General features: G+C 55.8%; 14 protein-coding genes and 1 riboswitch. Of the genes, 11 read left to right on the top strand and 3 right to left on the bottom strand.

All coding sequences use genetic code 11. The features are described from left to right. Positions 1-98 precede the first annotated feature (98 nt). The 4 genes from JQC75_RS13755 (at position 99) to JQC75_RS13740 (ending at position 6,428) form a co-directional block, all read left to right on the top strand. Positions 99-1,385 carry an NAD(P)/FAD-dependent oxidoreductase gene (locus tag JQC75_RS13755; RefSeq protein ID WP_203324620.1) on the top strand — a complete coding sequence of 429 codons (1,287 nt, stop codon included), beginning with the start codon at positions 99-101 and terminating at the stop codon, positions 1,383-1,385. Between the two features lie 55 nt (positions 1,386-1,440). Then, entirely contained in the window at positions 1,441-2,883 is a 1,443-nt protein-coding gene (gene gabD / locus JQC75_RS13750) for an NADP-dependent succinate-semialdehyde dehydrogenase (protein ID WP_203324619.1), read from the top strand. A gap of 21 nt (positions 2,884-2,904) precedes the next feature. After that, the gene (gene gabT, locus JQC75_RS13745; RefSeq protein ID WP_203324618.1) at positions 2,905-4,182 is read left to right on the top strand and encodes a 4-aminobutyrate--2-oxoglutarate transaminase; all 1,278 of its coding nucleotides are present in this window, start codon (positions 2,905-2,907) and stop codon (positions 4,180-4,182) included. A 125-nt stretch (positions 4,183-4,307) separates the two neighbouring features. Beyond that, positions 4,308-6,428, top strand: a complete 2,121-nt coding sequence (locus JQC75_RS13740; RefSeq protein ID WP_203324617.1) for a methyl-accepting chemotaxis protein — start codon at positions 4,308-4,310, stop codon at positions 6,426-6,428. Positions 6,429-6,583: 155 nt separating this feature from the next. Here the strand turns inward: JQC75_RS13740 and JQC75_RS13735 are convergent, their stop codons facing one another. Then, a complete protein-coding gene (locus JQC75_RS13735; RefSeq protein WP_203324616.1) occupies positions 6,584-8,434 on the bottom strand; it encodes a hybrid-cluster NAD(P)-dependent oxidoreductase in 1,851 nt (616 codons plus the stop codon). 207 nt (positions 8,435-8,641) lie between these two features. Between JQC75_RS13735 and JQC75_RS13730 the strand changes: the two genes are divergently transcribed. From JQC75_RS13730 to JQC75_RS13710, 5 genes are all read left to right on the top strand, one after another. Then, positions 8,642-8,986 carry a DUF805 domain-containing protein gene (locus JQC75_RS13730; RefSeq protein WP_203324615.1) on the top strand — a complete coding sequence of 115 codons (345 nt, stop codon included), beginning with the start codon at positions 8,642-8,644 and terminating at the stop codon, positions 8,984-8,986. Positions 8,987-9,063: 77 nt separating this feature from the next. Beyond that, the gene (locus tag JQC75_RS13725) at positions 9,064-9,660 is read left to right on the top strand and encodes a hypothetical protein (RefSeq protein WP_203324614.1); all 597 of its coding nucleotides are present in this window, start codon (positions 9,064-9,066) and stop codon (positions 9,658-9,660) included. 84 nt (positions 9,661-9,744) lie between these two features. Further along, a riboswitch (cobalamin riboswitch) is annotated at positions 9,745-9,875 on the top strand. An 88-nt stretch (positions 9,876-9,963) separates the two neighbouring features. Further along, on the top strand, positions 9,964-11,904 hold the full coding sequence (locus tag JQC75_RS13720) for a TonB-dependent receptor (RefSeq protein ID WP_203324613.1): 1,941 nt from the start codon (positions 9,964-9,966) through the stop codon (positions 11,902-11,904). Between the two features lie 82 nt (positions 11,905-11,986). Next, a complete protein-coding gene (locus JQC75_RS13715; RefSeq protein WP_203324612.1) occupies positions 11,987-12,583 on the top strand; it encodes a GDSL-type esterase/lipase family protein in 597 nt (198 codons plus the stop codon). Between the two features lie 158 nt (positions 12,584-12,741). Then, positions 12,742-13,473 (top strand): HDOD domain-containing protein, encoded by a 732-nt coding sequence (locus JQC75_RS13710; protein WP_203324611.1) that lies wholly within the window; start codon positions 12,742-12,744, stop codon positions 13,471-13,473. An 87-nt stretch (positions 13,474-13,560) separates the two neighbouring features. Here the strand turns inward: JQC75_RS13710 and JQC75_RS13705 are convergent, their stop codons facing one another. After that, positions 13,561-14,460: a LysR family transcriptional regulator gene (locus tag JQC75_RS13705; protein WP_203324610.1), complete on the bottom strand. Its 900-nt coding sequence runs from the start codon at positions 14,458-14,460 to the stop codon at positions 13,561-13,563. Between the two features lie 164 nt (positions 14,461-14,624). Here JQC75_RS13705 and metE point away from each other — a divergent pair, with 164 nt between their 5' ends. Continuing rightward, positions 14,625-16,895 (top strand): 5-methyltetrahydropteroyltriglutamate--homocysteine S-methyltransferase, encoded by a 2,271-nt coding sequence (gene metE / locus JQC75_RS13700; protein ID WP_203324609.1) that lies wholly within the window; start codon positions 14,625-14,627, stop codon positions 16,893-16,895. Between the two features lie 89 nt (positions 16,896-16,984). Beyond that, positions 16,985-17,194: a dodecin gene (locus tag JQC75_RS13695; RefSeq protein WP_203324608.1), complete on the top strand. Its 210-nt coding sequence runs from the start codon at positions 16,985-16,987 to the stop codon at positions 17,192-17,194. On the opposite strand, the gene queG is transcribed toward JQC75_RS13695, so the two are convergent. Next, positions 17,191-18,348, bottom strand: a complete 1,158-nt coding sequence (gene queG / locus JQC75_RS13690) for a tRNA epoxyqueuosine(34) reductase QueG (RefSeq protein ID WP_203327228.1) — start codon at positions 18,346-18,348, stop codon at positions 17,191-17,193. The genes JQC75_RS13695 and queG overlap by 4 nt on opposite strands. Positions 18,349-18,443: the final 95 nt, after the last annotated feature.

Genomic DNA, 18,443 nt, shown 5'->3' with positions numbered 1-18,443 from the left:
TTCAAAATTATCCTTCAGTAGCCCTAGAGTTTCCCTGGGTGAAGGTGTAGGATGAGCTGGTTGTTTAAAATAATGAACATAAGAAAGAAGGAAGCATCATGTCTGCTACACCTCATACCGAGTCCTACTATGCCGCTTCCGCCAATGACACCCGTATTCGCCCTCGTCTTGAGGAGCATCTTGAAACCGACGTGTGTGTTATAGGCGCAGGCTATACGGGTCTGTCCTCGGCATTGCATTTACTTGAAAGTGGTTTCAAGGTCGTCGTTTTGGAGGCCGCCCGAATTGGTTGGGGTGCTTCGGGTCGCAATGGCGGCCAAATCGTTAACAGCTACAGCCGCGACATTGATGTCATTGAAAAAACCGTTGGTAAGGAAAAGGCCAAACTGTTCGGTGAAATGGCATTTGAAGGTGGCCGCATCATTCGCGAGCGCATCGCAAAATACAACATCGACTGCGATCTGAAAAACGGCGGTGTGTTTGCTGCACTGAACCAAAAGCAGATGGGTCACCTCAGGGCGCAAAAGGCGTTGTGGGAAGCCCACGGTCATACTGAGCAACTGGAAGTCCTCGACGAAGCCGGTATCCGCAATGTGGTAAATACTGAGCGCTACGTTGGCGGTATGCTGGACAAGAGTGGCGGTCACATTCATCCGCTTAACCTGGCACTGGGCGAAGCCCGTGCGGTGGAAAGTCTTGGCGGTAAAATCTTTGAAGACTCGGCCGTGCTGGATGTGGTGGAAGGTGAGCCTGCCATCGTCAAAACCGAATTCGGTCAGGTTAAAGCCCGCTTTGTGGTGGTTGCAGGCAATGCCTACCTGGGTAAGTTGATGCCCGAACTCATGGCCAAGTCCATGCCCTGTGGCAGCCAGGTGATCACAACCGAGCCCCTTGGCGATGAGATGGCCAAGAGCCTGCTGCCTCAGGATTACTGTGTCGAAGACTGTAACTACCTGCTGGACTATTTCCGCTTAACCGGCGATAAGCGACTCATTTACGGTGGTGGCGTGGTTTATGGTGCCCGCGACCCGGACAACATCAAGTCCATCATTCTGCCCAAGCTGTTGAAAACTTTCCCGCAGCTTAAAGATGTGCGTATCGACTACACCTGGACAGGTAACTTCCTGCTGACATTGTCGCGTCTGCCGCAGGTGGGCCGCATCGGCAAGAACATCTATTACTCCCAGGGCTGCAGTGGCCACGGTGTAACCTACACCCACCTGGCTGGCAAGCTGATTGCCGAGGTGCTGAACGGTCAGGCGACCCGTTTCGATGCCTTTGCCGCGCTGCCCCATTATCCGTTCCCCGGCGGCCATGCGCTGCGGGTACCTTTCAGCGCCCTGGGCGCCTGGTACTACACGGTTCGCGATAAGTTGGGCATCTAACAGAATTAACGGCGTAAGTGCCCAGTAACAAGTAACAGGTATCAAGGAGTCAGCTGTGCAGCTCAAACGTCCTTCACTTTTGAAAACCCAGTGTTATCTCAATGGCGAGTGGCGCGATGCCCTGTCGGGCGAGACGGTGACCATTGCCAATCCGGCCACCAATGAGGCCATTGCCTCTGTGCCCGTGATGGGCAGGGATGAAACCCGCGAAGCCATTGCGGCCGCAGAAGCGGCGCTGCCAGCCTGGCGTGCACTGACCGCCAAAGAGCGCGGTGCCAAATTGCGCCGCTGGTATGAGCTGATGCTGGAAAACGCCGACGATCTGGCGCTGATGATGACCACAGAGCAGGGCAAACCTTTGGCCGAGGCCAGGGGCGAGGTGGTCTATGCCGCCTCCTTTATCGAGTGGTTTGCCGAAGAGGCCAAGCGTCTTTACGGCGATACCATCCCGGGTCACCAGGGCGACAAGCGCATCATGGTGATTAAGCAGGGTGTTGGGGTCACAGCGGCTATTACGCCCTGGAATTTCCCGGCGGCCATGATAACCCGTAAGGCGGGTCCGGCGCTGGCAGCAGGTTGTACCATGATTGTGAAACCAGCACCCCAGACGCCATTCACTGCGCTGGCGCTGGCCGAACTGGCTGAAGAAGCGGGTATTCCACCCGGCGTGTTCAGTGTCGTCACCGGCGATGCCGTGGCCATTGGCAACGAGCTTTGCGAAAACCCTGTGGTGCGCAAGCTGTCGTTCACCGGCTCAACCGGTGTCGGCATCAAGCTGATGCAGCAGTGTGCGCCAACGCTGAAGAAAGTCTCCCTGGAGCTTGGCGGCAACGCGCCCTTTATCGTGTTTAACGATGCGGATCTGGATGCAGCCGTTGAAGGCGCCATGATTTCCAAATACCGCAACGCCGGTCAAACCTGCGTATGCGCCAACCGCATCTACGTACAGGACGGTGTGTACGACGCCTTTGCCGAAAAGCTGGCCGCTGCTGTGGCCAAGCTTAAGGTGGGCAATGGCGCAGAGCCGGGTGTGACCACGGGGCCGCTCATCAACGCTGCCGCATTGGAGAAGGTGCAAAGCCACCTTCAGGATGCGCTGGATAAGGGTGCGACCCTGGTTGCCGGTGGCAAACCGCTGGGTGGCAACTTTATGGAGCCCACCATTGTGACCAACGTGGATGCCACCATGAAGGTGGCCCGCGAGGAAACCTTTGGCCCGCTGGCACCGCTGTTCCGTTTCAGCGATGTGGATGATGTGATTCGTCAGGCCAACGACACCGAGTTTGGCCTCGCAGCCTACTTCTATGGCCGCGATATCTCCCTTATCTGGAAGGTGGCCGAGGCACTGGAATACGGCATGGTGGGTGTGAACACCGGCCTTATTTCCACCGAAGTGGCCCCCTTTGGCGGCATGAAATCATCGGGTCTGGGCCGCGAAGGCTCCAAGTACGGCATCGATGAGTATGTAGAAATCAAATATATCTGTCTGTCGGTGTGACCGGCCAAACAGGAGTATCCTATGAGCTTGACCAATGATTCATTGATGGTTCGTCGCCGCGCTGCTGTGGCCGGTGGCGTTGGCCAAATCCACCCTGTGTTTACCGAGCGCGCCGAAAACGCCACCGTTTGGGACGTTGAAGGCCGTGAGTATATCGACTTTGCCGGCGGCATTGCTGTACTGAACACAGGTCACCTGCATCCGAAAGTGAAGGCTGCCGTGGCCGAGCAGCTGGATAAGTTCTCCCACACCTGTTTTATGGTGATGGGTTATGAAAGCTATGTATCTGTATGTGAAAAGCTCAATCATCTGGTGCCCGGTGACTTTGCCAAAAAGTCGGCCCTGTTTACCAGTGGCTCGGAAGCGGTGGAAAACGCCATCAAGGTGGCCCGCGCCTATACCAAGCGTGCCGGCGTAATTGCTTTTACCTCCGGCTACCATGGTCGCACCATGGCCGCACTGGCGCTGACCGGTAAAGTGGCTCCCTACAGCAAGGGCATGGGGCTGATGCAGGCCAACGTGTTTCGCGCCGAATACCCCTGTGCGCTGCACGGGGTGAGCGAAGATGATGCCATGGCCTCCATCGAGCGTATTTTCAAGAACGATGCCGAGCCAAGCGATATCGCCGCCATCATTCTTGAGCCGGTGCAGGGCGAGGGCGGTTTTTATGCCGCGAACCCAAGCTTTATGAAGCGTCTGCGTGAGCTTTGCGATCGCGAAGGCATCATGCTGATTGCCGATGAAGTGCAAACCGGCGCAGGCCGTACCGGCACCTTCTTTGCCATGGAGCAAATGGGTGTGGCGGCGGACATTACCACCTTCGCTAAGTCGATTGCCGGTGGCTTCCCGCTTTCTGGTATCACAGGCCGCGCCGAGGTGATGGATGCCATTGGCCCCGGTGGCCTTGGTGGCACCTACGGCGGCAGCCCGCTGGCCTGCGCTGCTGCGCTGGCGGTGATAGAGGTTTTTGAAGAAGAAAAACTGCTGGAGCGCTCCAATGCCATCGGCCAGACCATCAAGGCGGCTATTGGCGAGTTGGCCGGTCGTTATCCGCAAATCGCTGAGGTGCGCGGCCTGGGTTCCATGATTGCCATTGAGCTGATGGAAAACGGCAAGCCTGCCCCTGAGTATTGCCCGCAGGTGCTCACCGAAGCCCGTAACCGTGGTCTTATCCTGCTGTCATGCGGTACCTACGGCAACGTGCTGAGGATTCTGGTGCCCATCACGGCACCGGATGCTCAAATCCAGCGCGGGCTTGAGATCATGGCCGAATGTTTCGAGGCCGTGCTCGGTAAATAACGTCAGCAGTAAAAGCGGCCCATGAAGGGCCGCTTTTTTATTGAAAAATGCACGGACGCAGATAGAGACTATACTCAGTCATACATTAGTCTACCTATGTGTTTTCAGGATCTTGCGGAGAGTGCATGAAACATCTTCCCCTGCGACAAAAGCTACTTTGGATGACCTCGGCGCTGTTTCTGGCCACTGTGGCCACCATGTCGATTACCCTCTGGAGTACCCTCAATAACAAAACCGACGAGCTCTTTGTTGAAGTCGACAAAGCGCTGAATGATGAAATACGTACCAAACTTACCGCCAGCGCCGGACGCTATGGTGAGAAGGTCGCCGCCTTTATCAACGAAGCCTACCGAATTCCCTATTCATTCAGTGCCATGATGGAAAACGATGCGCTGGTCGGGCGGATGAATCGTGAAACCGTTCAGGATGCCGTGGGCGCTGTGCTGCAGAAAAATCGCCAGATTTCCTCCATGTATGCGCAGTTCGAACCCAATGGTTTCGATGGCCGTGACAGCGAGTTTACTGCCCCGGGTCTGATGCACTCTGTTGAGGGCGTGGGTACCCTCGAGGTGTATTTTTATCGCAACGATGATGGCAGCCAGACCCAGTCTCAGGTGGATGACGCCAACGAGAAATACGCTGATACCCGCAATGAGTTTGGTTTGCGGGAAGCAGAGTGGTACCTGTGTGCCAAAGACACCCAAAAGCCCTGCCTGATGGAGCCCTATCTCTACGAGATCACCCCCGGCAACAACATGCTCATGACTTCGCTGACCGTGCCTATTGTTCGCGCCGGCGCTTTTAGGGGCGTGGTCGGGGTCGATTTGAACCTGCCGGTGTTTCAAAAGATGATTGAGGAACTGTCTGCCAGTCTCTACCAGGGCCAGGCCAAGGTAACCTTGCTGTCGACCAAGGGGCTGATAGTGGCGGCGAGCCACTATGATAAAAAAGCCCGTCCCCTTGGGGAGTCAATAGACAACGCCCTCGCCAGCCAAATGTTGGGCCTGGGCAAGGGGGACGGTTATCTTCTCAACGATAACAGCATGATAGTGGCCTATCCCATCAATATTCCGCTCTCTGGCAGTCAGTGGTTGCTCACTATCGAGGTGCCACGACATATCGCTTTTGCCAGTGCCGAACAGGTTGAGGGGAGCATGCAGGCCATGGCTGCCAGCCTGGGGCGCTTTGTGCTGCTGCTGGGTATAGGTATTGCCGCGGTGGCGGTGATCCTCATCGCCCTCTTTATCCGCAGCGTGGTGGCCCCCATCCAGCAAATTCAGCAGCGGGTCAGTCAGCTTGCCAGTGCCGAGGGGGATTTGACCCAAAGCCTGAAAGTGGATGAACACGCAGAGCTGATTGCCCTTGGCAACGGGTTTAATGCCTTTATTGGCAAGCTCCATGGGCTTATCAGTGAATTGAAAAAGGTCGCCACAGAATCCCGTTCTGAAAGCCAGGCAACGGCCCGGATTGCCGAAGAAACCAAGCAAAGTGTCAACCGCCAGTACAGTGAAATTGAGAGTGTGGTGACCGCCGTCAACGAGATGAGCCATACCGCCCATGAAGTGGCCAAGGCGTCTGAACAAACGGCCAGCGAGTCTGCCGCCATGGCCTCGCAGGTCAAGGTGAGTCAGGAAAGTCTGACTCAGGCGGTCAACCTGGTCAGCACCATGTCCAAGGAGTCGCTGCAAGCCAAGATTGCGGTTGGTAAGGTGGCCGACAGCAGCACCAATATCAGCAAGATCCTGGAAGTGATCAGTGCCATTGCTGCCCAGACCAACCTGCTGGCGCTCAATGCCGCCATTGAAGCGGCCCGTGCCGGTGAGCAGGGCAGGGGCTTTGCTGTGGTTGCCGATGAAGTTCGCTCGCTTGCCTCCAAGACACAGGCCTCCACCGACGATATTGGCCGGTTAATTGATGCGCTCGAGCAAGAGGTGAAAGGGGCATCCGGAATTATCGATAAAGGGGTAGGCCTTGCTGAGCAGGCGGTGGCGCAAACCGAGCAGGCCTTTGAAGCCCTGTCGGTGATGGTGGAGCGCATTAACGAAATCTCCAATCAGGTTACTCAGATTGCGACTGCTGCCGAGGAACAAAGTGCAGTTACTGAAGAGGTGAGCCGCAACATCACGGGGATCTCCGACTCTGCGGCAGAGCTGATGGAGCTGGCCGGTAAAGCCCGGGAAAGCAGTGAGAGTCTCGCCAAGCTGGTTGGCAGGCAGGAAAGTCAGCTGGCGAAGCTGCGTACCTGACATAGTCTTAAGGTAGGTGGCATGGAGCCTGAGCGGCTTCTGTTATTGGCTTTCCGTCCCGGATGTTTGGTACCGGGATGAAAACACGGACGTGTGCTGGACTTAACCTGAAAAAAAGAGGCTGCCCGAGGCAGCCTTTTTTATTTGAGACTGAGTTATACGCTGTCCAGTGGCACCAGGCTGACGTCCGTTAACGGGGTAGCGCAGCACGCCAGAATGACGCCCTGCTCACGCTCGATATCAGAGAGGGCTTCGGCCCGGGGCTGGTGCACTTCGCCTTTGGTGAGCTTACATTTACAGCTGCCGCAAATACCCGCGCGGCAGGACCACAGCAGCTTTATGCCCTGAGCTTCGGCCTGGGTCAGCAGGCTTTGTTGGTTATCGCCCACAAAACCTTTCTCGCCAATCTGAATCTTGAGTTGCTCCGGCGCCCTTGCTTCGACGCTGGTCAATCCCCCGAAACTTTCACAGTGAATTTGCTCAGTCGGCACGCCACCTTGTGCCAGCATAGTCTCCACTGTTTGCATAAAGCCGCTGGGGCCGCAGATAAAGGTATCGCGTTCTTCAAGCCCGGGCACCGCAGACAGCTGTGGGGCGTTGATACGACCCTCGTTGCCCTGCCAGTCAGGGGCTGGAGCCGTCAGATTGAGCTCAAGCGTCATACCCGCCGCGACGAAATCGTGAAGGCTTCCCCGGCAGGGGATATCCGCTTCAGAGCGGCACTGGTGGATAAAGTGAATATGGGCAAGTGGCGCAGAAAGACCTTTCAGTTTACCAAGCTCCAGTGCGGTTCTGACCATGGCCAGCATGGGGGTAACGCCGGAGCCTGCACTGATAAGCAATAAGGGTTTGCCGGTTTTGGGGATAAAACGGCCCTCGGGGCGGCTGCACAGCACTGTGTCACCCACAGCCAGCTCATCGTGCAGCCAGTTGGAAATCAGGCCGCCCTGGGTGCGTTTTACGCCAATATGATAGTTACCCTCAGCCGGTGCATGGGTCAGGCTGTAGCGGCGGATATGGCGGGTACCGTCGATATCAAAGGCAAACACCAGATGCTGGCCCGGTAAGAAGGTCGGCAAAGGTTTGCCATCGGCAGCTTCAAAAGTGAACCCCATAAAGTCTTTTGCAATGGGCGCTTTGGCAGCCAGGCGCAGACTGCGCTTGGCCGGTGCACGATTGGGGTAGTGCTCGCTGGGCTGCTCTTCAAGAATCTCTAAGGTGTCCCCTTCGCGTATTATGCCTTCATTGAGGGCAATCAGATTCTGGCCAAAGTTGACATCGCCTTGTTGGGTTTTACGGAACTTGCTGAGGGTGGCAAGAGGCTCGCCCAGTGGATGAAACCTATCGGTGCCCGGAATAACGGTGGTCATGACACAGCGGCTACAGGGTTTGGCCAGTAAAAATTCCACTTCACCGATACGAATACGTTTCCAGCCGTCTTCGGCAAAGGCATCTGTGTCAGATACCACCAGATTGGTGCGGAACTGGCTCATCTGGCTGATAGCATCGGCTCGCAGATTCAAGTCAGCCAACGAGGCCTCACTGATGAGCAGCAGTGGATAGCCATCGGCAAAACTGACACGGGTGGCCAGTGTTTCACGAAAACGGTTGGAGGTTTCCCCAAGCCAGATAAGCCGGGCTGGTTCGCCCAGTAGGGTCGAGATCCAGGCATCGGCCAGCGCGTGGATAGAAAGCGCCTCGAAGCCATCTTTCCAGACCTGGGTTTTCACCGGGGCTTTTTCAAACTCGCTGGCATCCAGGGCAAGGTCTGGCTGGCCGGGGTAGGAGAGCCGAAGGCGTCCTACGTGAATATCTTCGTCCTGGCCCTTGGGGGTTATCAATTGCAGCATCGGGTGTGTGCGGGCCGTGATGAAATCACCGCTGGGCTTTATCACCATAAAGCGTCGGTCACCTGCCAATCCCTCCGGGCAAACTCGTGCCAGCTTAAGTGGTTGCGCCCCCATGGATTTAACCGGATAGATATGAATTGCGCTGAGTTTTGCCATTTGCCGTCTCCCTGTGGTTGGCAAATAGCGACACTATAACCATGTGGCTGCAGCTGAAGCCAGTACCCAAGTGCTTTTCATACTTCTCAATGCCCGGCTCTGTGGTAAAGTAATGGCGCTTATCGGTAGCAGGTTAATGAATCATAAGGACAAATTCGCACTCTGTGCGGTAATTTGGGCGATGGAGCCCGGCTTTAAGGAGAAACCATGGAATACTACATTGGCGCCTGGAAAAAATACGCGGACTTCACGGGGCGTGCCCGTCGCAAAGAGTTTTGGATGTTCTTTCTGTTCAACCTGATTGTGAGTGTGGGGATGAATCTGGTGGACATGGCCCTTGGCAGCATGCTGGTCGGTACCCTCTATTCATTGGCCGTATTTTTACCGTCTCTTGCCATAGGTGCCCGTCGTCTGCACGATACTGGCCGCAGCGGCTGGTGGCAGCTTATCGCGCTTATCCCCATCATAGGTATCATAGTGCTGATCGTGTTCTACTGTCAGGACAGTCAGGACGAGAACGACTACGGTGAAAACCCCAAGGCCTTTGCCTGATAGTCTGTGGGGAGGCTCTCCTCCCCCCATCAAAATGCCGTTTCAGGACGTTACGGTATGAGATTTCAAGGAAGCTGATGATGACCCGCTGCTTATTACTTCTTATTGGTTTACTGCCCGCCACCGGCGCACTTGCGCAAACTCAGGAGCTGTCACTGTTTGGCACGCCTTTCTCGTTTGAATTGCCGTCGGGGTGGAAATTGGCTGCCACCGAGGAAAGGACCGACATGGTGAGTGCTGAATTTGTGCCGGTCCAGGAAAACCTCAATCAATGGGGCGGGCTTATTTGTGTTCAAAGCTTTAAATTGAGTGATGATTCTCCCGCTCCGGAGGCCTTTCTGGATGGCCTGGCCAGGCAGTATCGGGGCAGCTGCGAGGGCGAAGTCACCTACGAAAAGTTGGGCGACGTTGATACCGACGGACATCCCGGTTTTCACGGTATTCTGGGTTGCAGTCGCATGCCCAATCAGCATGCCTCCCTTGAAGAGTCGCGCCCCTTTTTCACCAAGCCCGAAGGTGAGGTGGGTTATTACCGGGTGGTGAGCGGCCCCGGGCAGCTGGTGCTCATGCATAAATCCATGAGAGGCGATGTGTTTGCGGGGCAGAATATTCCGCTGACGTCGGCCAATCACAGCGAATTTATTGCCTCTGTTTTGCCCTTGCGCCTCAACTGAACGGCCACTCGTGCGAGACAAAGGCTTAGACTTTTATACGTTTAGACGTCTATAATGCGCGGCCGTCCATGAGTGACGGCCTCTTTATTGTCAGCCCTTTGGGTGCCCGCATTGGCGGGAGAATCGGGAAGTCGGTGTAAATCCGACACTGCCCCCGCAACGGTAATGATGCCTGGCATCTAAGTCCGGAGACCGGCCCAAATAAGGTATTGTCGTGGATTTCGGTGGGCAGATCCTTGACTGCGACAGCTTTTGGCATGTCGATGACCCATGCCCCGTTTCCCTTGATGGAGTGTAAGGAAAATGGGTACCAAACCTTCTTTGATTTCATTGGCGCTGGCCACAAGCCTGCTGTCATCTTTCGCCTCAGCACAGGCTCCTGTGGATGAACATCTGGTGGTCATTGGCCGTCAGGCCGATACCCCCCTCAATATTGCCGCCAATGTAGCGGTTATTACGGCCGAAGATATCGCCTTGAGCGGCGCGACCAGCCTTGCCGGATTGCTGCGCGGCCAGAGTGCCATACAAATAAGTGACAGCGGCACCGGGCCGGTATTCGCCATGCGCGGTTTTGGCGCTGGCCAGGCTGCCAACAACACCCTGGTGCTGGTGGATGGCCGCCGTCTCAACAATATTGATATTGCCGCTCCCAGCCTCAATGCCGTGTCATTGAGTCAGATTGAGCGTATCGAAGTGCTTTCTGGCAGCGCCGGTGTGCTCTATGGCGATCAGGCCGTTGGCGGCGTCATCAATATCATTACCAGGCGCAGTCAGGAAAGCACCGGCGGCGCCTCGCTCACTGGCGGCAGTTTCAGCACCCTTGGCACTGCCATGGATTTTTCGGCGGCGCTGAATGAGCGCTGGAATCTCTTTGTGGGTGGCAACTTCGATAAGAGCGATAACTACCGTGACCATGCCGTCAGCGAGTCAGGCTCTGTGCTGGGCCGCCTTGAATACCGTGGCGATGGGCAGCGCTTTTTTGCAGAAGCGTCCTATTACGATGATGACCGCGAACTTGCAGGTTCTCTCTCCGCAGAGGAACTCGACGCCAATCCCCGTCAGGCAAACGCCGCCAACAGCAGCGACTATCAGCATAATCTGACCAAGGCCGGCCGACTGGGATATGAGCACAACCTGACCGAACATTGGACATTGGCCGCGGATCTGGATGCCAGTGATACTCAGGTCAATTACATCAGCTGGGGCGGTGCGGGTGAAACCGAGCGCCAACTCATCAGCCTTTCTCCCAAAGCGATTGGCCGCTACCAGACTGACGATGGCGAACTCAAGCTGGTAACAGGTTTGGACCTGTCACGAGGCGAATCTGAATTTACCTCGGCTTATATGGAACGCGGCAACACCCAGGAACTCTGGGCCGCTTTTGCCCAGGCGTCGGTGCCTTTGACCAAGTCTCTGAGTTATGTGGTGGGTGGCCGCTACGCCGAAGTTCAGGACGATATTCGCGATCAAAATACCTTTCCACAGGGTGGCAAGCTGGATAATGACGCCCATGCGCTTGAGCTTGGCTTGAACTACCGTCCACTGCAGGGACACAGACTCTACCTGCGCGCTGAAGATAACTTCCGTTTTGCCAAGGTGGATGAGCAGGCCTACACCAGCCAGGATAGCCTAAAGCCTCAAACCGGTCGCAGCTATGAAGCAGGCTGGGACTATCAGGGCGCTCAGCAGGCATTGCGCCTGAGCCTCTACCGTTTAAGCCTGGAAGATGAAATCGTGTTTGACCCCAGCGCCGACACGCCCGTGGGTGGCTATTTCCCGGGGGCCAACATCAACGCCGATGAGTCGCGCCGATATGGTGCCATGTTGGATTGGGACTGGCAGCTGAACGATGCCATCAGCCTGGGCGCCGACTACCAGTATACTGATGCCGAATTTACCGCAGGTCTCAATGAGGGTAAGGCGCTGTCATGGGTCGCCAAACACAGCGGCCGTATGTATGTCTCTACCCAGTTTGCCGAGCATTGGTCGGCGTACGTGGATGCTGCCTACACGGGTGAGCGTTTTGTGGAAGGGGACAACGCCAATGTGGGCGAGCAGCTCGATTCTTTTTGGCTGACCAATGCCGCAGTCAGTTTCCGTAAGGATGCCCTGAGTGCCACCCTGAGAGTGGATAACCTGTTCGATGAAGCGTATGCCGCATCGGGTTTCTACAGTGACTGGGGCAATGGTTATTACCCCGGTGAAGGGCGCAAGGTGAGCCTGACGCTGGGGCTGAGATACTGATAAGCCACTGAAATTGAAAAGCCGGACTTGTGTCCGGCTTTTTTTTGGGCGATAACAGACGGATTAGTCCGGGGAGTACAAAGTGCGTATCCTGTCAGTCTTGTTCGTCCTGTTGTTTTTGTCTGCCTGCGGTGGGCCACAATTGCCCTTTCTGGGCAACAATGCCCGCATATTGGCTTTCGGTGACAGCCTAACCTTTGGGGTTGGCGCGCGTGAGGGGATGGATTACCCGGCGCACCTTGCCCGTTTGTGCGGCTGCGAAGTGATTAATGCCGGCGTATCGGGGGAAACCACAGCCCAGGGGCTGACGCGGATCGGGGAATTGCTCGATGAGACCCAACCGGATTTGCTCATCTTGATGGAAGGTGGCAACGATATCCTCAGAAATCAAGATAAAGCACAGCTTAAGCGCAATTTGGAAGCTATGATTAGGGAAGCTCAGGGAAGGCAGGTGCCTGTGCTCCTGATTGCCGTGCCAGACCGAAAGGTGTTTTTATCTCCATTACCCTTGTATCAGGAACTGGCTGAGCAATTTTCTCTGCCACTGCTTGAGGATACGCTGCCGCAGCTGCTGTCACAAAGCGCCATGAAATCGGACACAGTTCATTTAAATGACGCCGGATATCAGCTTTTAGCTGAAGAAATTTACCAGCTCGCGAGGGAGAGTGGAGCCTTTTGAGGCTGCTCCCCGAAAAATGCTGAAACGGACGGAAATCAGCTTGACCATGGGCAGGATTTTATGGGTAAATTCCCCGGTAATAACAGCCAGGGCGGGTTTATTGCTAAGGCCAAACTTGAGTCCCTTTTTGATTGCCCGGACAAAAATAGGTTAGTTTCATGACTGAGCTTGAGCATCAGGTTTTTTCTCAAATCAGGGCGATCATCGCCAATGAAGAGCAGGTATTAGGCCGCAGGGGGATCCTTATTCCACTGAAAAAGGCCATCCTTGCCGACGGCGATGTGCGTAATGTGGTGGATATTGTCTCCAGCGATCCGGCGCTTGCGGCGCATTTATTGTGGCGAAGCACCACGGCTCACGTGGGCGGAACCGCCAATAACACTAAAAACCGCAGCTTGAAGGATGCGCTTATCCGTTTGGGGCAGGTGAACATTTATCGCTACGCGTTCAGCTTTTATTTGAAAGAGCGCCTCGATGAGCTGCCGCAGCCTTATAAGAAGCTGGTACTGGGATACTGGCGCCTGACCGAAAGCATTGCCGCATCTGCGGTGGACAGCCTTAAAGATCTGGTAAGCAACAATATTGACCCGGACGAAGTACAAACCCTGGCACTCTTCAGCGTGTTCGGACAGATGATTGCTCTGACAGCCTTTGCGTATCTCAATGCCGAATCGGAAGAGTCATTCCCCTTGGGCATTATCAAGCAAATCATAGATACCCAGCAGCAAACCCTGACACTGGAAGCCTTTGACTCACTTGGGCTCGATGAAGAACTCAAAGAAGAGTTTATGATTGCCCACAACCTGCGCCAGACCCGCAACCCCAACTCAGCCGGCTTGGTGTTGCGCAGGGTATTGTCGATGCGCGGTTTGCTGCTTAATCCCCTATGAGTTCACAGAACAACATATAAAAACGCCTGCAATTGCAGGCGTTTTTTATATGAATAATTTCGGGTGTGGGCGGTTTAACAGACGAACTTACTGTGACTGGCGGGCCAAGCCTTCTGCTGCCACCAGTTCGAGATAGCGTTGTATTTGGCGGGAGTTGGCACTGCCACGGCGATAGGCACCAAACAAGGGGCGCTTCAGCCCTTCGGCTCCGAGACGCAAACTGCTCAGGCTCAGACCCTGTGCTTCACTGATGGACCAGCTGGGCAGGGCGGCAATGCCATCCTGGCAGGCGATGCGCTGAAACAGTACCGAGGTCAGATCGCAGCTCTTCTGTACTCCGGGCACCACGCCGGCAGGCTCCAGAAACAGTCGGAACAGGTCCAGACGTTCCAGTGGCACCGGGTAGCTGATGATGGGCAAGCCTTCCAGATCTTTCGGCAGTACCTGGCTCTTGCTCGCCAGCGGGTGCTCTTTGGCAACCACCAGGCGCACCTCAAAATCAAACAGATGCTGATAGGCCAGTTGATGCCCGGGTACGGGATCGGATGTCAGTACTATGTCCAGCTCACCGGACTCCAGCGCATTGAGTGAGTCGAACAGGTGACGGCTGGACAAGTCCAAATCCGCATTCGGATATTCAGTCCTGAAGGCTTCCATCACCGGCATCAGCCAACGAAAACAGCTGTGACACTCGATGCCGACCTTGAGCAAATGGGCATCGGTTTCCAGGCCTTTCTTCAATACAAACTCGGTTTCCATCACCCGAGGCAGAATTTCTTCTGCCAGATTCAGCAGTTTGGCGCCTTCCTGAGTAAAAGACAGGGGCTTACTTTTTCTCACGAACACAGGGGAGTTGATGCGGGTTTCCAGCTCTTTAATCTGATGAGACAGGGCTGACTGGGTCACAAAACGCTTTTTGGCCGCGGCCGCAAGGCTGCCACTCTCTTTCAGTGCCATCAGGGTTCGAAGGTGTCTTAGCTCTATCATCTCTACTCCACATGAAGTTTGTTCATGTTGCCCGTGAACGCAATTCGTTTGCTTGCCAGAAGACTACCACAATAAACTTCTAGACGTCCAGACGCCTATTAAAAATTGTTTAACAGGTGTTCCTCTTTGAAATGTGCTCATATTAAACCAACAAGGTATACAATATGCAATTAAATAGTCTTGGCTTCCCACGAATAGGCCGTCGCCGTGAGCTGAAATTCGCCCTCGAACAATACTGGCGTGGAGAGTTGTCCCAGCATGAGCTGCTCGCGCAGGCCAAGGCATTGCGTCAGACCCATTGGCAGTGGCAGGCCGACGCTGGCGTTGAACGTTTGCCCGTGGGGGACTTTGCTTATTACGATCAGGTGCTGACCCTGGCGGCGACCCTGAATGCCATTCCTGTTCGCCATCGCGATGGTGACAAGGTTGATTTGGATACCCTGTTCAGGGTTGCCCGAGGCCGTGCGCCAAGTGGTAAAGCGGCCGCCGCAGCGGAAATGACCAAGTATTTCAACACCAACTATCACTACATAGTGCCAGAGCTTCACGCCAACCAAGCCTTCTCCATTGCCTGGACCCAGCTGTTTGATGAAGTCGAAGAAGTAAAAGCACTGGGCTACGATCCCAAACCCTGCATTCTCGGGCCCGTGTCTTTCCTGTATTTGTCTAAGGCCTACGGCAGTGAGTTTGATAAGTTAAGCCTGCTGCCCCAGCTGCTGGGGGCTTATGTTGAGCTGCTTGCTCGCTTTGCCGCCCAGGGCGTGACCTGGATACAGATTGAAGAGCCCGTGTTGGCACTCGATCTTGACGCAGACTGGCTGGCGGCGTTTTCAACCGCATATCAGGCCTTTACCTGCGTGTCGGTTAAGCTGATGCTGACCAGCTACTATGGCTCAGTAGCCCACCATGCCGGGATTATTCAGGCGCTGCCGGTGGCCGGCTTGCACCTGGACCTGGTGTCGGCCCCCGAGCAGCTAGACGTATTTCTGCCCAGGCTTGGACAGCAGCAGGTGCTGAGCCTGGGCCTCGTCAACGGCCGTAACGTGTGGGCCGCAGATCTGGATTTGATTGCTGAGCGCATTGCCCCGGTGGCAAGAGACCTTGGTGAACGCCTGTGGCTGGCGACCTCCTGCTCGCTGCTGCACACACCGGTGGACCTTGATGTCGAAACGGCCCTTAAGCCTGAACTCAAGCGCCAGCTTGCCTTTGCCAAACAAAAGCTGCTGGAACTGAGAAGCCTCAATACCCTGCTCACTGTGCCCAACGGCGCTGAGGCTGCCGCTATTGCCACCGAGTGCGTGGCCCGCCGCGCCGAACGTGCCCAGGCCGCCGATGCCGCCGTTGCTGCGCGCCTTGCTGCGCTTTCCTGCGCGGATTATGAGCGTCAAAGTGCGTTTCCGGTTCGTCAGCAACAGCAGCAACAGCGGCTTAAATTGCCACTCTTGCCTACCACCACCATAGGCTCCTTTCCCCAGACGCCAGCTATCCGCGCCCTGAGAAGCCGTGCCCGTAAAGGTGAAATCAGCGCCCTCGAGTACGACAACCAGCTTAAGCAGGTGTGCCGCGATACCATCGACCGCCAATTAAAGCTTGGTATCGATGTGCTGGTCCACGGTGAAGCCGAGCGTAACGACATGGTGGAGTATTTTGGGGAGCAGCTCGACGGCGTTGGCTTTACCAAAAATGGTTGGGTGCAGAGTTATGGCAGCCGCTGCGTGAAACCGCCTCTGATTTACGGTGATGTGTCGCGTCCAAAACCTATGACGCTGGACTGGGCTGAGTACGCCCAGAGCCTTACGGATAAGCCGGTGAAAGGCATGCTGACCGGGCCTGTGACCATTCTGCACTGGTCTTTCGCCCGGGAAGATATCAGCCGCGAAACCATCTGCAAGGAGATTGCGCTGGCTATTCGCGATGAAGTGGCGGATCTGGAGCGGGCGGGCATCGCCATTATCCAGATTGATGAGCCGGCCTTCCGGGAAGGGCTGCCGCTGCGCCGCGGCGACTGGCAGACGTATCTCGACTGGGCGGTGGACTCCTTTAAGCTCAGCGCTGCCTGCGTGCGGGATGACACCCAAATTCACACCCACATGTGCTACAGCGAGTTTAACGACACCATAGCTGCCATTGCCGCCATGGATGCCGATGTGATCACCATCGAGACCAGCCGCTCGGCCATGGAGCTGCTGCGGGCCTTCGAAGACTTTGAGTATCCGGCCGAGATTGGCCCGGGCGTGTACGATATCCACTCGCCCAACACGCCGGACGTGGAGGCCATGGTGGCGCTGATGGAAAGGGCGGCCAAGCGGATTCCGCTCAAGCAGCTTTGGGTAAACCCGGACTGCGGCCTCAAGACGCGCACCTGGGATGAGGTGGAGCCAGCACTTCGTAACATGGTGGATGCCTCCCGCGAGCTGCGTCGACGCCTTGGATGAATCCTTACCCGTGAAATCAGGGACTATACTGAGGGAACATCATCGGGGTTGCAGCTTAATGCGGCACCCTCGCCTTAAGGAGGCTTGCCATGAATCATGTCTACAAGATAATTGAAGTCACAGGTTCCTCTACCCTCAGCAGCGATGACGCGATTCGTAATGCGGTGTCTGCGGCGGCGCAGTCACTGCATCATTTGCGTTGGTTCGAGGTTGTTGAAACCCGCGGTCACCTTGAGGCAGGTGTGATAGCCCATTGGCAGGTGACAGTGAAAATCGGGTTTACGCTGGACACGCCTTAGGCGTCCCGGGGCATGCCTTTTTCGATGGCGCGCACCAAGCGCGCCGTCTTGCGGCTCTCTTCAGTCAGGCCACTTTGCTGACGCTTGATGGCCCAATGTATATGTTCGGCTACCATCTCATCCACGTCTTCATCCCTGAGGCGCGCGTGTAAGGCGTTCAGGATATCGGGGCTTGCCGGGGCATTCCCCAGCGCCACAGCGATGTTTCTCAGCCACCTTTTATGGCCAATACGGCGAATGGCACTGCCTTCGGTTTGGCGTAAAAAGCTTTGCTCATCCCAGGCAAACAGCGTAAGCAGCGACGGCAACTTGAGTGGCTGCCGGGTTTGAAAGTCGGCTTCGCTGGAAAGCGGCGAGCCACTGTTGACCGGGCAGGCCAGCTGACAATCATCGCAGCCATAGATGCGATTACCCATCAATGGGCGGAATTCTTCCGGGATAGCGCCCTGAAGCTCGATGGTGAGATAGGAAATACAGCGTTTGCCATCGACTACATAGGGCGCGACTATGGCATCGGTTGGGCAGCTTTTGATGCACGCCACGCAGGTGCCACAATCGTTGGCGATGGGAATGTCTATGGGCAGCGGCAGGTTAACCAGCAGTTCTCCCAAAAAGAACCAGCTGCCAGCCTGATGATTAAGAATAAGCGAGTGCTTGCCGGTCCAGCCAAGGCCTGCTTTTTCAGCCAGCGGCCGCTCAAGAATGGGGGCAGAGTCGACAAAAGGGCGAAAGTTTGACGACGCAAAGCCACGTTCGTCAAGCCAGGCATCGATTTGCTCGCCGAGCTTTTTCAATCGGTTGCGTATGAGCTTGTGATAGTCGCGGCCACCGGCGTAGCGGGAAATATAGCCAAGATTGGGATCGCGCAGGTTTGCGGCAAATCCGGCGTTCTCGGGTAGGTAATCCATGCGCGCTGCGATAACCCTGATGGTGCCGGGGTGCAGCTCCTGCGCTCGGGTACGCATCAGGCCGTGGCTTTCCATATAGGCCATCTCACCGTGATACCCCTTGGCCAGCCAGTCAAGGAATCGGGGCTCTTCGGCCGATAAATCAGTGTCCGTGATCCCCAGCCCCGAAAAGCCGAGTGCTTTGCCCCAGTCTTTGATTAGCCGGGCAAGGTCGCTGAGTTGGGCGTGAGAGGGGGTTGAAGTCATTGGCTTAAGCAGATAGTCAATCTCGGGCGGATAGTAGCAGTTTTTGCCGTCAGCGTCAGGCAAAGCTTTGCTGGTCTGTCTGCGTTTTGGCCGCT

The organism is Shewanella litorisediminis (assembly GCF_016834455.1).
In the GTDB taxonomy this organism is placed as follows: Bacteria; Pseudomonadota; Gammaproteobacteria; order Enterobacterales; family Shewanellaceae; genus Shewanella; species Shewanella litorisediminis.
This window is presented reverse-complemented; position numbering and strand designations above follow the sequence as displayed.